The sequence below is a fragment of the Brenneria izbisi genome (assembly GCF_025840185.1).
In the GTDB taxonomy this organism is placed as follows: Bacteria; Pseudomonadota; Gammaproteobacteria; order Enterobacterales; family Enterobacteriaceae; genus Brenneria; species Brenneria izbisi.
Window position 1 is genome coordinate 1 of sequence record NZ_JAMPJU010000022.1, and the last position, 16,453, is coordinate 16,453.

Genomic DNA, 16,453 nt, shown 5'->3' on the forward strand with positions numbered 1-16,453 from the left:
TTTATTATTGAGTTCGGTGACCGCCTGAGCGCTCACCTTTAATACGATGGCAGTTACACAGAATTACGGACAGGCTCTATAAACTACTATACCCACACATGGGATCACTAAATCAACCCATTGGGCTGGGAGTTATAAATAGTTCATTCCTGTCTACCAACCATATCCTCAAGAAACCTTCCCCCTCGTAATTTTAACCTTGCTTTATCTTCAGCACTAATATTCGATGATTGTAATATTAGACCTAATATTAGCTCTTTATCCACTTCTTCTACTTTGCAGCCAACAGCTTTAGCCACTTCAGCACCCAAAATGATCTTTAAGCGTGTCTCAGCGCTCTTGGATAGAGATTTTTCTTTACTCTTAAGGCGATTCAGACGCATTTGAGCTGATGCTATTTTTTGCTTAATTGTTTTTTCTGTTCTTGGCTTTCTGTTTTTATCATTATCACTCATAATTACTTCTCCTTTTAGTTGTTGAAAATATGAAATACAATTAAAAAAGGAAAAGGTCAAACCATAGACAGAAGGTTGAATGCTTTGTATTCCAGATTAAATAACGCAGCGCGAGATGATTGTTCAAAACAATCATATTGCTGGAATAGGGTTCATCCCTGTTAATGATAGGATTCATCCCGAAAAAATTATGTTTTGGTTTTAAAAATGAGATATCAGTAAGCTCAAAATAAAATTATGCCACACAGACGAGTGCAACTACTAACGTTAAATACCTGATACTCTCCCCGTTACTTATTTTATCAAAACAATGAAAAATATTTCACCCGTTATTTTTAAACTCTGATTCATGATCTTAACCTGTGAATTGTGCAACACGGGAAAATGTCTGTTATTTTCACTGTTTTATCTAAATTTCACTTTCCCGCCTTACGGCGGGAGACTAATTTAACCACTTTTGCCCTTACGGGCGCTATCTAAAAAAAATATTCAATATAACTACGCTACCTCAGCCGTTCATCCGATTCTAGCCCTGTTAATTTCACAGTCTGTAAAACTAGAGTTATTATTTAACTATAGAAAAACTTAAAACATTGTCGTTATTTTTAGCTCCTTTAGGAGACATAAAAATAAAGCAATGCCCACCCATACACTGCTACGCAGTGTGTGGGGTCTACCGACGGTTGCCTGCCGCAGGCTAACACCGTTTCCTTGGGAAACAAGGTCAACGTCAACATCAGAGTTTTTCTTGCGAAAAACTAAAACCAGCATAGTCGCATTGGAGATTTATATTTTAGTTTGATATTTAAATTTATATTGAGGTTGTTTTTATTGTATGGCTATTTTTCATCTTGATTTTAAAATTGTGAAACGTTCAGAAGGTAGGTCTTCCGTTGCGAAGGCTGCTTATCACGCTCGTACACGCATAACAGATGAAAGAACAGGTGATACGTATGATTATAGCCGCCGTACTGATTTATATGGGCATTTCATATTAGCTCCAGTTAATGCACCAGAACACATCGTAAAAGACTCTACAGCATTGTGGAATGAAGTTGAAAGAGTTGAGCGCCAGCACAATGGTCAAACATCCCGTTATTTCGATGTCGCTATCCCCGCAGAGCTAACCAATGATGATAAGAAAAAGCTTGTTCTTGAGTATTGTCAGAAAAATTTTGTAGAAAAAGGAATGATTGCTGACATCGCTTTTCATGATCTTGATAGCGACAACCCACACGCTCACGTTATGTTGACATTAAAAACCATAGGCCCGGAGGGTTTTGGTAAAAAAGAAAGAAGCTGGAATGACCGAAAAATGTCTGTCCTTTGGCGTGAATCATGGGCATCAATGGCTAACAGCTATCTTGCTGCTGCTGGTTCATCAGAACGTATTGATCATCGTTCTCTTCAGGCCCAGCATGAGGAAGCGTTAGAAAAAGCAGCAGTAGCTTTAGATAATGAAGAAAAAGCGTTATGGCTTGCTAAGGCCGCTGAAACAAATCGTCCTGCAATGAAACGTATCCACAGCGCTAAATGGCGTAGTAAGGCTGCTCAGGAGCAAAGAGCCGCAGAACAGACAGTTCGTGATGCAGCGAAGCAGGAAGCGGTTGAAGTCTATAAAACATTCAGTGAACTTGATCTTGAAATCGTCGTTGATGTCAGAAGCTTCACCGTGGCTGCTCTTGCTGAACCAGAACAAATCGTATTACCTGAAACACACTCCGGCTCTTCTACTGATGAGAATCAGAGACCTGTATTGGTAGCACCAGCTCCTCATACTCGTATGCGTGGCGTTAAATCTTACCGTGATAAAACAAAAGTCAGTAAGGTCGCTGCAGGTAAGAAACCATCAGTCAGTATTTCTGATTCTGGAACAAATACTATCCTGAAAACATCCTCCTCTCAAAACCCAAACAGGGAATCCAGAAGCGCCCCTGAACGTGTTAAGAGGACACAGGCCATTCGACGTCAGGATAATATTTTTAAACGCTTCACAACTCTTGTCATAGATTTTTTCAAACAGAAGTTTGTATGGGCTAAAGCAAACAAATCCCAAATTGATCTTATCAGTGAAGAACATGATAAACGTATTGCTGAAAACTACGTCTTTGACGAGGTATTAGGCCGTCATATCTCTCGCACTGAATATGAGAAAAAAGCCAAGTTTAACCAAGATGACTATAAACCAACACCGGATGAGATCAGCCGTTTCCCAAGTCGTCCGGTTAAGCCAGTGCAGCCTGATAGCAATCTCGACTACATACCAACACTTGCTGCAGACAGGAAAAAGCCGCTGCCTAAATTGAGACCACCCAGTTATCGAGGTAAAGAGTGATCAGTAAGCAGTCCACTTATTGTCCAGTCGACTTGACAAATTATCTAAAATATTAGATAATCCACTCATTCATAGCAGGAGGTGTGTATGGCTTTAAAATTCTATGACAGTCCGTTCCATGTGACACATGATGCTGAAACTGCTAGCAAAATGGCAATGAAAATGGATTTATCGATCATGATTATCAATCTAATCAAAGAGAAAGGTTGGACGCAAAAAGAAGCGGCAGAAAAACTCGGCATCAACCAGTCCCGTGTATCAGAACTGAAAAATGCAAAAATTGAGCTTTTCACTGTTGATGCCATGTTCGATATGCTAGATGCCCTCGGTTTCCGAGCTAAAATGTCAATGACAAGTCTGCATCAGGCATCAATTGCAATTACAGAAACCGAGGCAGCAGCTTAACGTTTTTTACAGCGTTCAGCCCCTCTGACATCGGCCATAAGTTCCTTGAGTCGTTTTTCTGCTACTTTTTTAGCCTGCCGATCAACACCGTTGGTAGTTTTCTCAAAGGAATGCAAAACTACCACGGTATCGAGATACTTAGTGACGTAGGTGCATCGATATGCCGGGCTTCCATTTATTTTTAGTTCGATAACGCCTATACCAATGCTATCCATAAAATCAATAGGTAATTCAGGATCTTGACCGAACTGAATACGACGTAAATCTTTTCCAAAATCGTCTTGCACATCAGCAGGAAGTGCTTTGTATTCTCTCTCAGCAGCATCATTAACAAATGCAAATTTTTTCAAGTTAGCCCCTCGTCAGAAATTTTATGATCGTCTGTTGATAAAACCACATTATTTACTATATCTAATTGAGAAACAAAATTATATCGATGGAAGATAACTCCCAGAAAATCATCCTACAACCGTGCAAACAAATTCAGTTAAATGCGCTCCTGTGGGTAAAAGGATAAAGGTGAAACCTCATCCGAGTGGCGAGTTCACTTGTTTCACTTTGCTGGTAGTCAAATATACAAGAGAGAAATTTCTCTACATAGCTGAGCGGAATAGTGCTCCACTTTCGGCCAACACAAGCAGGGAAAGGCATCAGCGCTGTTTCCTATACCTATGTTTCCTATACCTAATCGTGCTGCATCGGGTTTGAGATGTGTTGCCCATACGCAACCCACCCATTAGTAAATGGTAGGTATAGCGGTATTCGGTGCAGGTATTTAAGAACATCTGTATATTAAAACATTTTCTTAATGATATTTTTTTCATAATCTATTAATTCATTATAATCATACAATTTTTTATTTGATATCAACCGAACAACCTCATCATCAACTAGGTGATCGGGTATGAATTTCGCAATTTTTTGTATTGCCGACTTAGGAATCCCATATTCTATAAGAATATTTAAATGTTCTGGTATAAAATCATTTTCTATTATGGATGAATAATACAGATAATTTCCGGGTACTAAACCCAAAAGTTTACAGACATACGTTTGCAATTCATTTAATACAGATAACAACTTTGGAAGTTTATATTGAAACCAATGACGCAATATATAAAAAGAATCTTTTATCGATTCATCTATTATTTTTATTATTTTTTCATCATTCATCTTCCCTGACTTGCTTAAATTATAGTTATATGTATTTTTCACTAACTCTAGTATATTTTGGGAAAAGCCATAATCAAAAGTAACTTTAGTTAATCTTTCGGCGGACATTTGGTTACTTTTCTCATTATCTTTTAATAAATACTCCCAGCACAAATGTACACAAAATTTTAACTGTTCATATTTTGGTGTAGAGGACCATGCAACCAGTGCATAATTATCACGTATGTTGGACTTTAAATAATCAAGAAGTTTTTTTTGTCCACGGATGTTTATAGAATTATTTTTAAATAAAACACTTTCATCGAAGGGTAATGATGATATGAAATTATATTCGATTGAATTTTTATTTTTTATATCAGCATCATCAAGGTTGATTAAAATTTCCTCATTAATCGGGTTTTGTTCGAAAAATGGTATATCAATGTATATCACCTCTTTTTCTGGAGGAGGATTAAAATTAAATATATTTCCTGAATAGTGCTCCATCAATCTTCCAGCTCTACCTTTGATATTTGAATAATCAAAGTAGTCAATACTCAAGTCCTTCCCTTTTTTTTCATCAAAATAGACTATATTTTTAGCACTAGTATTTACTCCCTCAATGATTGTTGAAGTACAAAAAAGCACCTTTATCAAGCCTTCGTTAAAATAATCTATTATAGATGAACTAATATGTCTAGGGAGTGCTCCATCATGAAATGCCACACCATGTTTTATTGAGTCAATTAACGACCACCTCTTAGAGATATTTTTCTCGATCCATTCTATCAGCGGAGGGTTATGAGTTAGCTCTCCAGATTTATTTTTTTGAATAAAATTAGCAAACTCTCTTGAGAGTCTTCTTGCTTTACTCGGAGAGGCACAATAAACAATTGTTTGTTCATCACAACGTCCAGAAATCAATTTAAATAAAATACTTTCTTTAAACCTTGCCTTATTTCCACGAGAACCGAATAAATCAGCATAATCCTTATATATATTAAAATCATTACACCTAACTAAACTATATTGGCTTTGGTAAAAGACAGCATTATATTTATCAGCAAACCCCGGAGTTATGCCATCAATATTTGGCCCCAAAAAGTAAAATTTTGGCGTGCTGTTTTTAAAAATTTTTATAAATGCATTATTTAAAGACTGATGCCTTTCATCATCCCTCTTAGAGCTAAGTTTATAAAACTCGTCAATAATTAGATAATCTACTTTAGGAAGGTCTTTATACTCATTAACTCGCTCAGATGTCAGCAGAAAAATATTACCCTTTCCTTCTGAACAAAACGCCTGACTCGTTCTTACAATTAATTTATAGTCATTGGAATATTTTGAAATCTTTTTCCTCGTCTCATCGAGTAAAGCTAGAGTTGGCTGAATAATAATGATGTTTTTGTATTTCTTGGATGCTACTATTTCCTCTATTAAGAGACTCTTCCCAAAACTTGTAGGAGCACTTGCAATAACATTTTTTTCTGAATTGATTAGACCCAGTAAATATTTTTGTTCATCATGAAATACTTTATCTTTGATATTTATTGATCTGTTATTTTCAAACCTTATTTTTTGCGATGATGAGGATAGTGTTAAATCATTTTTTATTATATAAGGATAAAAACCTGCAGACTCGATTAGATCAGCTAAAACACCATCTAATATTCGCGAATAATCATTCTTCTTTTCTAAAATTTTTATTAATTCATCTCTCCCCTGATTCTCATCTGATATTAGTAACCTAGCACATTTTTGATACTCACTAAAAGTATATTCGAATAGGGCGTCACTTCCATTCCCAATATGCTCATTCATATATCAACCACCAATCTGCTGAATCAATGATAGTTTTTGATGAAGTTTCTTTACTAATTCTATTTTATTACTCACTGGAAAAAGCATAAGAATAATATTTAAATGATTTTTTAAAGGATGTTTGTAATTTTCATCAAAATATTTTTTTAGCATAAGTATTTTATTTTCATAATAAGCAGAAAAATCCGGTGATTTTTCGTTATCATATTTTAAAAATGAATCACAGCTATAGGTACATAGCAGCGGGATGTTAATTTTCGTAAGCTTATCTGATAGTTTCCCACCTGTCGATAAAATGTCCAACCAATATTCTAATTCTGGAGAGTTTTGTACATGGCGTATTTTTTTCGCTATCAAATTAAATTCAGAATTTAAATAATCAGCTTTAAAATGCTCTTCAACATCATTAATTAAATCACCAATACCTTTCTTGGGATCAATATATAACTTAGATTCACCTAGCCAGAGGGTTTTATTGACAGGATCGATATGCACGGCATCAAACCCGTGAACGGTATGCCCGATAGAATCTTTGAAATAAATTTTGGAAAGAAGTGGGAGCGTATTATGAAAATCTCTCAAAATCAGATGCAGAATAAGTTCACCAAATTCACCTCGCTTAAGGTATTTATTAGCAACATCGTCAGTCAATTCACCTGAATTCAGATAAATATCTTTAACCTTCTGATATTCATCAATTTTATAAATTGAACGAGCCGCATCTATTATTTTAGATAATGTTTGTGTGTTATCTGTCTGCTCCCCTTCGTGGAACCCATAAGCGAACTCATGCAGGGCCGATAAAATCTTCATAATCAAAGGATCCATCCTATAGTAGGATACACCTGTATCATTAATATCAAAACCTACCAAGTAACTACATAAAACTTGCTCTCTCATTCTTTCTTCGATTACTTCATGCGCTTTGAATGGTCCCATTATTTGTCCATATTATTTATTGCATAGAAATAATTTCATTCGATAATTTTTTAACCTATTGAATAGTATAACTAAAAATTCGCCACACAAATACTGTTTATTTTCACAGCAATCATGCAGTACAAGCTTCAACCTACAAGTTTAATGGTATGATTTGTATCGATATTTTATAATTGAGAATTTGCAAATCTGAGACGTTAAAAATCGAATATCTGCTACCTAAAGTATAGGCTCAAGCCGGAACAGTTCACTCGCTTAGGGCGGTGTCCACATTTCGCAGGTAGGATCATGATTCGCAAAGGCTGAGTTCACGGGCTTCGGCGGTTATGCCCGGTCAGCTTAAGGGCTTCAGCGCGGAGTTCTGGTGTATATTGCTTACAGGTTTTCTTACTGGTTCAGATGGGTTTTGTCATATGAGCTAACACTGGTTGAGAATTTACTCACGTAGTCGCGTGTCCACTAATGGTGGGTAGGATCAAAGTACCAGTGCCAAAGTTGAGGCTTTCGGATTTTCATTCTTATAGGGGACACTGACTGTGCGATATTGACAACTTTATCAACTCAGTAGAGGATAACTTTTCTTAAGCAGGATCTGAGTAATGTTCAGGCAATCTACACGCAAAATTCTCGCCATGTTACAAAAATAGTTAACTAATTGTTGGTTTACATGATGATTTTCAGAAAATCATGAAATCCCTCAATGTTTATTTAAAATTAAATTACCCGACTAATTAACATAATAGAGAGATTATAATGGCTATAGCATTCACATCAGCACTGTACTACCCATACATCGACGTTAAGAATGAGCAGTGGTTGCGTAATGCCGTATTATTCTGGGATTCAATTCGAACTATTGTGCCAATCTCTCATCGTGATCCCTATTCGAATGATTTCGCTCGGACGCTTAGTGATGAAGGTGTTCTTCAACCTATACGTGTGTCATCAGATATGGAAGAGATTGAAGCACTAACAGAGAAAGTATTTACCTTTCTTACTGATCCAGCTTCCGCAGGTCTTATTTACAATGTTGATGCAAATCCCGATACCCGTATTCATAATGAAAAAATTCCGAATGAAATTTTTCGGTTAGCACAAATTCATCCAGAAAAATTTCCATACAGTGTTATTGAGATGCTTCAGAGAGGTCTTGATGATGATGGATGGCTTCACGTCGAACCTACTTTTGCAAAATTTTATATGACATTACTTGCCACTCAATTATCAGATCGATTAGGTCTAGGGTTAGTAACTGAATCCTCAGCAGCAGATCAATTAGCAATCGCAGTGCGTAAAGGAAACCCACTAGAGAGAAATTCAGCTAGACGAGTTGGTCGCCATTTTGAGGCATCTGGCCCAAGACGTACATTACCACCTGAACTCACTCAAAGTTTGCTAATTGACCTCATACTGCAGGGTATATCGTTGCCTGATAATTTAACCGTCCATGAGATATTGATGTTCAAGAATGATCACAAGGAAGAACTATCTATTTTCCGTCGTGAAATTTCACGACTTACATCAGACATTCCGAAAGACGTACCTATAGAAGCATTACGGCAAGCTGTAGCCGATCAATATCAGGTAAATGTCTTGCCTGCATTGAACAGTTTAAAAGCATCATTAAAAGCACAAAGGTGGGATTCCGGAATTAATGGATTATTGAAGGTATCCTTCTTTGCTGCACCATCAACTTCCGTCGCAATCTATGCGGGAATGCCAAGTGCCGTTGCATTATTAGTTGGAGCTGGAATATCCCTAACAGCATCTGTAGTTCTGTCATCCCAGCAGCGAAACAAGGTAAAAATAGACAATCCATATTCATATTTATTATCACTTAATAATCAGTGGTAATATTATTCAATTTAAATACGCTGAGAAATATAAACCTCTCAGCGTACAGTTTATGACCGATTTTTTGGAGAAAATCCGCGGCATGTTAAAAACCACACCTGCATGATTATCCATGATTCAAATTTAAAAACGGTATTAAAATTACATCCTTCTCCTGAAAACAACATTATCAGAAAAAATTGCCTTACCTGCGACAAAACCAACAGCTGCAATGATTGGTAAGCTGATGGTAGCACCTGCAATACCTGTAGACATTCCGATAAGTATAGACAGGCCAATGGTCAGTAATATAACCACAGCAGCATACCAGCCGGGGTAAGCTCCATATAAAACAGTCGCCATGCAGCCGGTGCAGACATGAACACCGCGCTGACTCTCTTTCAGGCAAAACGGACACTGGATTGTATTTTTTCCCATGATAGCGCCTTAAATCGCTTTCCAGCCATTGCTGGTTTTAACAAGATTAATCATGCCCTCTTCAGGTTCATTCATACCCTTGACGCTGGAGAATGCTTTTTTGTCCACCCATGAAGGAACATCCGCCAACTTCCATGTATAGGACACGCGAACAACTTTCTGATTACCGCTTCCCGGTTCGGTCCATTCCTTCACTTCATCAACTTCACGATGGCCAATACAGGCACCTTCCTGACGGTTCCAAAATTCAACCTCTTGTCCTTTGTCTGTTACTTCCAGAACATCAACACTACTGAAACCATTAGCTTGTTGAGAAACATCAAGCAGTCCCTGATTAGCCAGACCTTTTAAGATTTCATCACTGGCACTGTATCCGGCAGAACGGTAGCCACAGTTAACCTTAACCGGAAAACCTTTGTTGAATACAACGTCATTGTCCTGCAGTGAGTAGCACAGCTTTGACTGTGATATTTTCGCGTTGATCGCTTTCTCAAAGTCGCCTTTTTCACCGCATCCCGCCAGAACAAGTGCTGTGCCAGCAACGAGCAAAATCTTCTTCATCTTCCTATCCATCCCGATAATCAAAAATGCTGTTATGTAGAGGTAGCCTGCTGCGCACCAGTAGCCGTTACAGCTTGTTTTGACAGACATAACGAAGCAAAACCACCTGATTAACCAATTGATAGGATTCAATTATTTTTGTGGAACGTCATATCGTTTGTAACGATCAAAATCAAAACAACAATAGACAATACCTATTGTTAAGTCTTTATCGATCGATTTAATCAATTAAAATACCGATCGATAAATTACTTTCAATCGCTACAACCTATCAATTAATTGCTATCGATCTGCAATATCGATCATTTTCTTGCTAGAGGAATCGTTAATGAGTAAAGTAAACCAGAGGACCACCAGACAGTTTACAAGCTGATTCAAGTGGATAGAGCGTTGAACCATGAGGCAAGTGGGTAATGTCGATTTATGGCCTTTAGATAGCTTTGAATAATGCAACATCAGGGAAACAACCATGAAGGATGCCATCCGCTGATTGAATAAAAAGGTCATAGGCTTCTTTCACTATCAATTGACACAACTTTTTTGATCTCCAGCGACAATACAGCGCTGGTTATGAACTCTTTACGCCTATTTTTACGTTTTACTGTTTATATGGAGTTAACATGAAAAAATTGTTTATCGCGGCACTGATGATCCTGCCGCTTACTGCTTGCACTACCTACGGCAACAAATCCCTGAAAGACGAATCCCAACAAACCGTAAAAGCCAAAATCGTTAAAGGAAAAACTACCCAGCAAGATATTATTAACGCATTCGGGGAACCACAGACGCGAGCCACCAATGATGGTCAGGAAATGTGGTCCTATTCCAGCATGTCAGGCGAAAGCAAGATCTCGAACTACATCCCCGGTCTGGCCCTGCTGAAGAACAGCAACACGGCTCACATGAACTCCCTTGAGATCTGGTTCAAGGGGAATGTTGTTGACCGATATAATTTTAGTCAGACGGCGAGTAAAGTTTCTAAGGGCCTGTTAGATTAACATACTCGCTCTATGCCTGACTCAGTCTGATATATTTACAAAAAATATTTCATGAGTCAGGTATTTTCAAATATATCGTCACCAAGATATCTTTCGCTTTTTATTCAAAGTCAAAAATCTTGAATACAAATCATTTTCTAGCTGAATCAATCCTTCAGAGTTATTAAGGTATTTAATATACCTATGGTGTTGCAGGTCAAAAGGGATATCATTCTCTGACTGTGTGATAGGAATAACATGTTTACCCAACGTGTGGGCGATCCCTGCCTCATAGAACACATTAGGATTCTTCCCAGAGAAATCACATACAACAATAAAAGACCTAAATATAAGAGAAAATACATCTTGGATGATCGTTGAGCTTTCCCATATATCATCAGCCCTACTACATGAAAACCTTTGTCGTCTTGCTGCTGATTGAATCGAGTTATATACCTGAGATAAGGACGGATTGAATGGCATCATAACCGATACTAAATTAGGATCAATATCCTCATCTGGAAGATTAAATACATCAGGTGAAAAAACAACTTTCCTGCCAGTACTTTTATTACTCGATATGTCTTCTCCTGAAGATTCACACTCAGAAAATATATAATGTTTAACAACATCTAAATTTTCATCATTAGGGCCAATAAACTTCTTCAAAAAAGTTAGTGCTAACCCGTTATAATCATCATCACCAAAGCTAAGGCTCCTCAGCAGACGAGGGTGATTATCAACCTCATCAAGATAATTAGTTAATGCTGCCAATTCTTGCCAATTTGAAGTATTAAAATTAGCAAGAATTAACTTTTGGAGTTTTAACAACTCGGTTCCTGACAGTTTAGAAGTCATATATATAAAATCACCAAGAGTGAAAGTAATAATGCTTTGCTAAAAAAACAATATAAGATTGTCATTTTCAACTCAGAAAACTTTTTTAAACATTACTTATAATACTATTATTTATTCTTAAAAAGAAGCGTTACAATATGTTATCGAATGAGGGAAGCAAAATTTTTCACTACTACTACATAACGCTTTCATTCTTGTTCATACAATGCAACAGCGATCTTAAGCCTATCAACAGCTTGAGATAACGCCTCATAGAGATCGCCCTCTATCTCATGCCTGAACTCACCGTTCCTGAGCATTACCACATAGCCATCGGTCAGATCTCGGATGTGCGCAAGGTTTATCGGCTCTATAGCTATTCTGATATCAGAATGTAAATATTCAGCTACTGGATAGCCCATATCGGTGTGAAGCTCATACCGCCAGAGGGTTCCAGTTTAGAAAAGAAGTTATCTTGAGCTATGACCTCATACAGATCTTGCAGGCCAAGCGCACTCATCGGCGCTTTAGTTTTCGCCCCGCAACACTTCATCCAGAAAACGAACGGGGCGTGTTAGGATGGTTTTGGTTTACGGCATCAGTGATCTGATTGTTTCTTGGCTGAGTTCAGAAATCAATCTTCCATACACATTTACCATTCGCGCCTTATCGTAATCATCTGCTGATTCAGACAGAAAAAATGAACCGTAATCTTTGATAAAGATGTTATTGTCGTTTTCGAGAGTAAGTTTTATCCCGTGCTCATTCTCTTCAACATCTTTAACTGTACAGGTCATAAACGGTATATGTTCATTGGCATTAAAGAGCGAAATGATTTTAATATTATTCATTATTTGATTTTCCTTTTGTTTTATTTTTAATACCATATCCATTTCAAAAAAAATCAAATTTAACTTAGGTTATACAAATAACACTTCATACAATATTTATATATTAAGCATTCTCGCCCATCTTATTTACTCAATCACTACACATCATCTGTGTAAATACCCTTAAATATTATCCCAATCTAACGGTTCTTCTGGTGGTAAAAGAGTTGCTGCCTCAACAGCGCTACATCTTCCCATGCTTTTACTCATCATCGCTCCTTGGTGCTTTTTAGCCTGTAATCTTGCGATTAACAAATCTATATCTTCTTGGCTATTTACGTCTTCTATGACTGCCTCAATAGCTATACCTTCTGCTTTAATGCTTTTATTTCTTCGGTCAGTGCTGGCAACGTGTTCGGGTTGTTCTTCCATTACTTCTTTCTTTTTTATAATCTCTGAAACAAAGCGAGCACGATCACCATTGAAGACAATAGCTGGGTTTATGAAATACCAGTTTTTTTCATTAGTTTTAGCAATAATACGTTTCTCAATAAGTTCTTTTATGCCTCTGTAAAAAATAGATTCAGACAAAGCAAAGTGATCTATTTTTTCTGCGAGCGACATTGCTTTTTTACAACTCAGATAAAAGTGATCTTTTCCAATCGCATCCTGATATATACGTAAAAAGATAAAAAACACTTTGTAAGCTGTTTTCGTTAAATCAAAGTATGCTTTTATCTGGGATGTATAGAGCTTAATGAACTCTTCTTTATCGACCTCTTGTGTATGTACAATATTGGCAAAATAAGTTTTACTGGTATCCTTCCTTTCAATAAGTTCTGCACCCCTTGAAACAGTCAGATTTCTTTTTCTTGTTTCAATCTTTAGCTCGGTCTCAAAGCAAAAAGGATTTAAGCCTAAATCTAAATCAACTTCTATTTCATTCATTTTATTCTTACCTATTGTTATTTTATTTATAATAAATTAAATACCATACACAAAACAGATATCAAGTTTTTTTGCATATTTTTTTGCGAAAATATTTTTAAAATCGCAAGTATTCCAGTGACTATAATTTAAAGCACAGTCATTTTTAATCTATAAAATGACATAGAAACTGACTACAAAGTCAGGAAAGCTCACTGTACAGTCAGGAATACTGACTATAGAGTCAGGAACACTGACCGTACAGTCAGTCACCTATTTTCGTCATAAGCCTTATACCGCAAGGGCTACAAGCCGATTTTTTCTTAATTTAATTTTGCAAGAAGTAAGAGATAATACTTAAGAGGGTTAAAAGAAACCGGGCGATTTTTATGATCGCCATATGGGGTTTCAACATTTAGCAATGATGGACTATTTTTAAGTAAAAAATATAATTTTCATTGCGAAGCTTTCCTTTTTATTGCACTAACATCTTTTTTGAAAATCACTGCCCTCTATGAGCTAACGCTCATGTGCTGAAGCACGGCTACGCCCTAACACTGAAATTAATATATTTTCATCTTGATAAGGTAGTTTTCATATTGGCTAGAAAAATCGAAAAGGATCGGATTTAGATCGTTTCATCATTCTATTGTAAAACCGATCCCATGATAGAGTTTAGTGTTAAGTTTATAAAATAGGCTATTTACTCTTCAACATATGAAATATATTCACAGAATCAGCACTTAGTGATTGTTCAAGACAATCACATTGCTGGAACAGGGTTCACCCCTGTTGATGATGGATTTATCCATAAAGAATAGCGGCGTAGCCGCCAGTTAAATACGTTATTGTGACTGGTTATTACCTGTCAATAAGATCTTCTGGTAAAACTCTGTCACGTTTCATTTTCTCCCATATTTTTTGTAGCCTCTCGCACCTTAGCTCTTGTGCCCTTTTCTCACCAATCTCCAGATAGTATTCTTCACGGCGCTCCGCTACTACCTTGCGGAGCTTCTTCAACAGTTGATTCAAGGTTTTTAAATCAGTTGTAGCCGCTTCAGCTTGGATTTTTCTATACATATACATTACGTAGAATTCATCAATCATATTATAACCCTTGGTTTTATCATTCATGTATTTCCCTCTTTCGAGGGAATAATCATAATATTTAAGATCAAACAACTGTCATTTTCAGCTTCCAATAAACAGGATCTTCATTTCCATCCTGATTTATATTTCTTGAAACAAGTTCAATGATATGATCAAGATGCCAATGTAATATTTCATCCTTTAAATCATTTTTATTTATACCAGCTACATTATTTTTAATAGAGTATTTCATTACCTCACGAGTTATCACTACATCATAAATAACTTCTGAAAGTTTACCCCAACTCATAATATAGATTGCTGTTTCAGGATCACTTTCATAAATATTATATATCTCATCACAAAACCCTTGTAAAATGTTAGCAATAAGATGGTTTTTTGTTTTATCATAACTGTTCAATACAATCTCTTTCATTTTCTCATCCTCACTTTTCAGTTAATAGTCAGTAAAAAATTAGTTGTTATAACCGATATTGATGACGACACAGTCATACTCCAGCCCCAAATCATCTACTAGCTCGTTATTAATAAATCGATTTAACTCATCAAGTATATTCTTATCATCCATGATTTCTTCTACTGAATATCCAGTAATGGCAACAAATATTTCAAAACGCTCTTGAATAGTATTCATTACTTCTGGAGTTCCATCACACAACACGCTTACAACTACAGATACTTTATTTGTCATAGAACTTTGTTCGTTGTTGTTTACCATTTATATTTTCCTCTTATACTTTTGGTTAGCCCCTTTCGGTGAAATATTTGTTTTTACTTTCTAAAGTTGTCCGAATACCCAACTAACATAGCAGCGACTTTTTCAAAGTTTACTTGATTAATATCACCGCTGTTTCCTTCTTGGGCAATGAACCTTTCAAAGTTGTTCTGAATATGATTAATCACATGGATAATAAATGGACTCATAAAATCCGGGTCATCCAAATAATCATTGGCGTCACCATCACCATTAACTTCCATAAACATATTCCAGCTTGCGGAAAACGATCTGCATGCAAGGTCATAGAACAGTTCGGTTGATTTATTAACACATACCTTCTCTTTAGACATATTTATATCCTCATAGTTAAATGCTTATTTAATTCATTGTATTTTTATTAGCCTCTTTCGGGGCCGAATACGCCGTTGTTAACTCATGCCAAAAAGCAATGCCTTTATATGGACACTTTTCATCTCCAATATAACTTTATCCATATCAACATAAATCAGTCTTTCTCTTTTACCAGCTTCTTCCATATGCCCATCAAAACGCTTAGCCAGATAATCTTTAACATGTGAAAGATACGATTCCGTTCTATTATTATCTAACATAATAGATGCGACTAACTCATGATCTCCTTGCTCTTTATATATCAGCATTCCAGCCACATAAAGATACTTTGCCATAGCAAAAAATGTTTTTGTGGATAACTCTTTGATACTTTCCATTTCTTGATTATTCATTTTATTTCCTCTTGTTGTTATTAAAATATTTGTTATTCAGATACAGGACGTGAATCAGAAATGATTTTCTCAATCCATGCATCAATCTCACTTTCTATAAAGGCAATAGACCTTAAACCCGTTTTAACCTGCGATGGAAAGCGTCCAGCTTTAATAAGTGTATAGATCCATGTCTTTCCAAATCCCGTTCTCCTTATTACTTCGGGCAACCGAATAAGTTTTGGATGTTTATCTGTTTTGTTTTGAACCATGTTTATCTCCTGTGTTGTTCGATGGAGATAATTCTAGGATTTTGGCTAAATAACTTCGCAAAATAGTAGATCACCTGAAGGGAACTCAGTCCGAATTGTGCGATCTGATCAATCGCCAAAC

The 16,453-nt window shown here is 36.4% G+C and carries 20 protein-coding genes; 4 read left to right on the forward strand and 16 right to left on the reverse strand.

Annotated elements, in window-relative coordinates:
* Positions 1-143 precede the first annotated feature (143 nt).
* Positions 144-455 (reverse strand): conjugal transfer protein TraD, encoded by a 312-nt coding sequence (locus NC856_RS17195; RefSeq protein WP_089187381.1) that lies wholly within the window; start codon positions 453-455, stop codon positions 144-146.
* 835 nt (positions 456-1,290) lie between these two features.
* Here NC856_RS17195 and mobQ point away from each other — a divergent pair.
* Entirely contained in the window at positions 1,291-2,790 is a 1,500-nt protein-coding gene (gene mobQ, locus NC856_RS17200) for a MobQ family relaxase (RefSeq protein ID WP_264091651.1), read from the forward strand.
* 87 nt (positions 2,791-2,877) lie between these two features.
* Complete coding sequence (locus NC856_RS17205) at positions 2,878-3,195, forward strand: helix-turn-helix domain-containing protein (protein ID WP_004864333.1); 318 nt, start codon at positions 2,878-2,880, stop codon at positions 3,193-3,195.
* Here the strand turns inward: NC856_RS17205 and NC856_RS17210 are convergent.
* The 3 genes from NC856_RS17210 to NC856_RS17220 all read right to left on the reverse strand — a co-directional run bounded on the left by NC856_RS17210 (position 3,192) and on the right by NC856_RS17220 (position 7,107).
* Positions 3,192-3,545 carry a type II toxin-antitoxin system RelE/ParE family toxin gene (locus tag NC856_RS17210; protein ID WP_264091652.1) on the reverse strand — a complete coding sequence of 118 codons (354 nt, stop codon included), beginning with the start codon at positions 3,543-3,545 and terminating at the stop codon, positions 3,192-3,194. The two genes, NC856_RS17205 and NC856_RS17210, sit on opposite strands and share 4 nt — an antisense overlap.
* Positions 3,546-3,987: 442 nt before the next feature.
* A complete protein-coding gene (locus NC856_RS17215) occupies positions 3,988-6,168 on the reverse strand; it encodes a DEAD/DEAH box helicase (protein ID WP_264091653.1) in 2,181 nt (726 codons plus the stop codon).
* 3 nt (positions 6,169-6,171) lie between these two features.
* The gene (locus NC856_RS17220; RefSeq protein ID WP_032816179.1) at positions 6,172-7,107 is read right to left on the reverse strand and encodes a HamA C-terminal domain-containing protein; all 936 of its coding nucleotides are present in this window, start codon (positions 7,105-7,107) and stop codon (positions 6,172-6,174) included.
* A 753-nt stretch (positions 7,108-7,860) separates the two neighbouring features.
* On the opposite strand from NC856_RS17220, the gene NC856_RS17225 reads away from it, so the two are divergent.
* A complete protein-coding gene (locus NC856_RS17225) occupies positions 7,861-8,961 on the forward strand; it encodes a DUF6236 family protein (RefSeq protein ID WP_200598944.1) in 1,101 nt (366 codons plus the stop codon).
* 141 nt (positions 8,962-9,102) lie between these two features.
* On the opposite strand, the gene NC856_RS17230 is transcribed toward NC856_RS17225, so the two are convergent.
* A complete protein-coding gene (locus NC856_RS17230; protein ID WP_004713608.1) occupies positions 9,103-9,378 on the reverse strand; it encodes a hypothetical protein in 276 nt (91 codons plus the stop codon).
* A 9-nt stretch (positions 9,379-9,387) separates the two neighbouring features.
* Positions 9,388-9,939 carry a membrane lipoprotein lipid attachment site-containing protein gene (locus NC856_RS17235; RefSeq protein ID WP_264091654.1) on the reverse strand — a complete coding sequence of 184 codons (552 nt, stop codon included), beginning with the start codon at positions 9,937-9,939 and terminating at the stop codon, positions 9,388-9,390.
* Between the two features lie 620 nt (positions 9,940-10,559).
* Between NC856_RS17235 and NC856_RS17240 the strand changes: the two genes are divergently transcribed.
* On the forward strand, positions 10,560-10,937 hold the full coding sequence (locus tag NC856_RS17240; protein WP_004713605.1) for a hypothetical protein: 378 nt from the start codon (positions 10,560-10,562) through the stop codon (positions 10,935-10,937).
* A 78-nt stretch (positions 10,938-11,015) separates the two neighbouring features.
* Here the strand turns inward: NC856_RS17240 and NC856_RS17245 are convergent, their stop codons facing one another.
* The 10 genes from NC856_RS17245 to NC856_RS17290 form a co-directional block, all read right to left on the reverse strand.
* Entirely contained in the window at positions 11,016-11,774 is a 759-nt protein-coding gene (locus NC856_RS17245; RefSeq protein ID WP_264091655.1) for a hypothetical protein, read from the reverse strand.
* 188 nt (positions 11,775-11,962) lie between these two features.
* Complete coding sequence (locus tag NC856_RS17250; protein ID WP_264091656.1) at positions 11,963-12,175, reverse strand: hypothetical protein; 213 nt, start codon at positions 12,173-12,175, stop codon at positions 11,963-11,965.
* A gap of 168 nt (positions 12,176-12,343) precedes the next feature.
* Complete coding sequence (locus tag NC856_RS17255) at positions 12,344-12,604, reverse strand: hypothetical protein (protein WP_032816202.1); 261 nt, start codon at positions 12,602-12,604, stop codon at positions 12,344-12,346.
* 162 nt (positions 12,605-12,766) lie between these two features.
* Positions 12,767-13,531 (reverse strand): hypothetical protein, encoded by a 765-nt coding sequence (locus tag NC856_RS17260; RefSeq protein ID WP_004713600.1) that lies wholly within the window; start codon positions 13,529-13,531, stop codon positions 12,767-12,769.
* 840 nt (positions 13,532-14,371) lie between these two features.
* On the reverse strand, positions 14,372-14,617 hold the full coding sequence (locus NC856_RS17265) for an H-NS family histone-like protein (RefSeq protein ID WP_174522189.1): 246 nt from the start codon (positions 14,615-14,617) through the stop codon (positions 14,372-14,374).
* A 67-nt stretch (positions 14,618-14,684) separates the two neighbouring features.
* On the reverse strand, positions 14,685-15,035 hold the full coding sequence (locus tag NC856_RS17270) for a hypothetical protein (protein WP_004713598.1): 351 nt from the start codon (positions 15,033-15,035) through the stop codon (positions 14,685-14,687).
* A gap of 39 nt (positions 15,036-15,074) precedes the next feature.
* The gene (locus tag NC856_RS17275) at positions 15,075-15,311 is read right to left on the reverse strand and encodes a hypothetical protein (RefSeq protein ID WP_264091657.1); all 237 of its coding nucleotides are present in this window, start codon (positions 15,309-15,311) and stop codon (positions 15,075-15,077) included.
* Between the two features lie 80 nt (positions 15,312-15,391).
* Entirely contained in the window at positions 15,392-15,688 is a 297-nt protein-coding gene (locus tag NC856_RS17280; protein WP_032816176.1) for a hypothetical protein, read from the reverse strand.
* 78 nt (positions 15,689-15,766) lie between these two features.
* Positions 15,767-16,081 carry a hypothetical protein gene (locus NC856_RS17285; protein WP_004713594.1) on the reverse strand — a complete coding sequence of 105 codons (315 nt, stop codon included), beginning with the start codon at positions 16,079-16,081 and terminating at the stop codon, positions 15,767-15,769.
* Between the two features lie 32 nt (positions 16,082-16,113).
* Complete coding sequence (locus tag NC856_RS17290) at positions 16,114-16,332, reverse strand: helix-turn-helix transcriptional regulator (RefSeq protein ID WP_005969708.1); 219 nt, start codon at positions 16,330-16,332, stop codon at positions 16,114-16,116.
* Positions 16,333-16,453: the final 121 nt, after the last annotated feature.

What these genes read in the sequence shown, in the direction of transcription:
- NC856_RS17195 (WP_089187381.1), bottom strand. Translation starts at nt 455, where the DNA reads ATGAGTGATAATGATAAAAACAGAAAGCCAAGAACAGAAAAAACAATT.
- mobQ (WP_264091651.1), top strand. Translation starts at nt 1,291, where the DNA reads ATGGCTATTTTTCATCTTGATTTTAAAATTGTGAAACGTTCAGAAGGT.
- NC856_RS17205 (WP_004864333.1), top strand. Translation starts at nt 2,878, where the DNA reads ATGGCTTTAAAATTCTATGACAGTCCGTTCCATGTGACACATGATGCT.
- NC856_RS17215 (WP_264091653.1), bottom strand. Translation starts at nt 6,168, where the DNA reads ATGAATGAGCATATTGGGAATGGAAGTGACGCCCTATTCGAATATACT.
- NC856_RS17220 (WP_032816179.1), bottom strand. Translation starts at nt 7,107, where the DNA reads ATGGGACCATTCAAAGCGCATGAAGTAATCGAAGAAAGAATGAGAGAG.
- NC856_RS17225 (WP_200598944.1), top strand. Translation starts at nt 7,861, where the DNA reads ATGGCTATAGCATTCACATCAGCACTGTACTACCCATACATCGACGTT.
- NC856_RS17230 (WP_004713608.1), bottom strand. Translation starts at nt 9,378, where the DNA reads ATGGGAAAAAATACAATCCAGTGTCCGTTTTGCCTGAAAGAGAGTCAG.
- NC856_RS17235 (WP_264091654.1), bottom strand. Translation starts at nt 9,939, where the DNA reads ATGAAGAAGATTTTGCTCGTTGCTGGCACAGCACTTGTTCTGGCGGGA.
- NC856_RS17240 (WP_004713605.1), top strand. Translation starts at nt 10,560, where the DNA reads ATGAAAAAATTGTTTATCGCGGCACTGATGATCCTGCCGCTTACTGCT.
- NC856_RS17245 (WP_264091655.1), bottom strand. Translation starts at nt 11,774, where the DNA reads ATGACTTCTAAACTGTCAGGAACCGAGTTGTTAAAACTCCAAAAGTTA.
- NC856_RS17250 (WP_264091656.1), bottom strand. Translation starts at nt 12,175, where the DNA reads ATGGGCTATCCAGTAGCTGAATATTTACATTCTGATATCAGAATAGCT.
- NC856_RS17255 (WP_032816202.1), bottom strand. Translation starts at nt 12,604, where the DNA reads ATGAATAATATTAAAATCATTTCGCTCTTTAATGCCAATGAACATATA.
- NC856_RS17260 (WP_004713600.1), bottom strand. Translation starts at nt 13,531, where the DNA reads ATGAATGAAATAGAAGTTGATTTAGATTTAGGCTTAAATCCTTTTTGC.
- NC856_RS17265 (WP_174522189.1), bottom strand. Translation starts at nt 14,617, where the DNA reads ATGATTGATGAATTCTACGTAATGTATATGTATAGAAAAATCCAAGCT.
- NC856_RS17270 (WP_004713598.1), bottom strand. Translation starts at nt 15,035, where the DNA reads ATGAAAGAGATTGTATTGAACAGTTATGATAAAACAAAAAACCATCTT.
- NC856_RS17275 (WP_264091657.1), bottom strand. Translation starts at nt 15,311, where the DNA reads ATGACAAATAAAGTATCTGTAGTTGTAAGCGTGTTGTGTGATGGAACT.
- NC856_RS17280 (WP_032816176.1), bottom strand. Translation starts at nt 15,688, where the DNA reads ATGTCTAAAGAGAAGGTATGTGTTAATAAATCAACCGAACTGTTCTAT.
- NC856_RS17285 (WP_004713594.1), bottom strand. Translation starts at nt 16,081, where the DNA reads ATGAATAATCAAGAAATGGAAAGTATCAAAGAGTTATCCACAAAAACA.
- NC856_RS17290 (WP_005969708.1), bottom strand. Translation starts at nt 16,332, where the DNA reads ATGGTTCAAAACAAAACAGATAAACATCCAAAACTTATTCGGTTGCCC.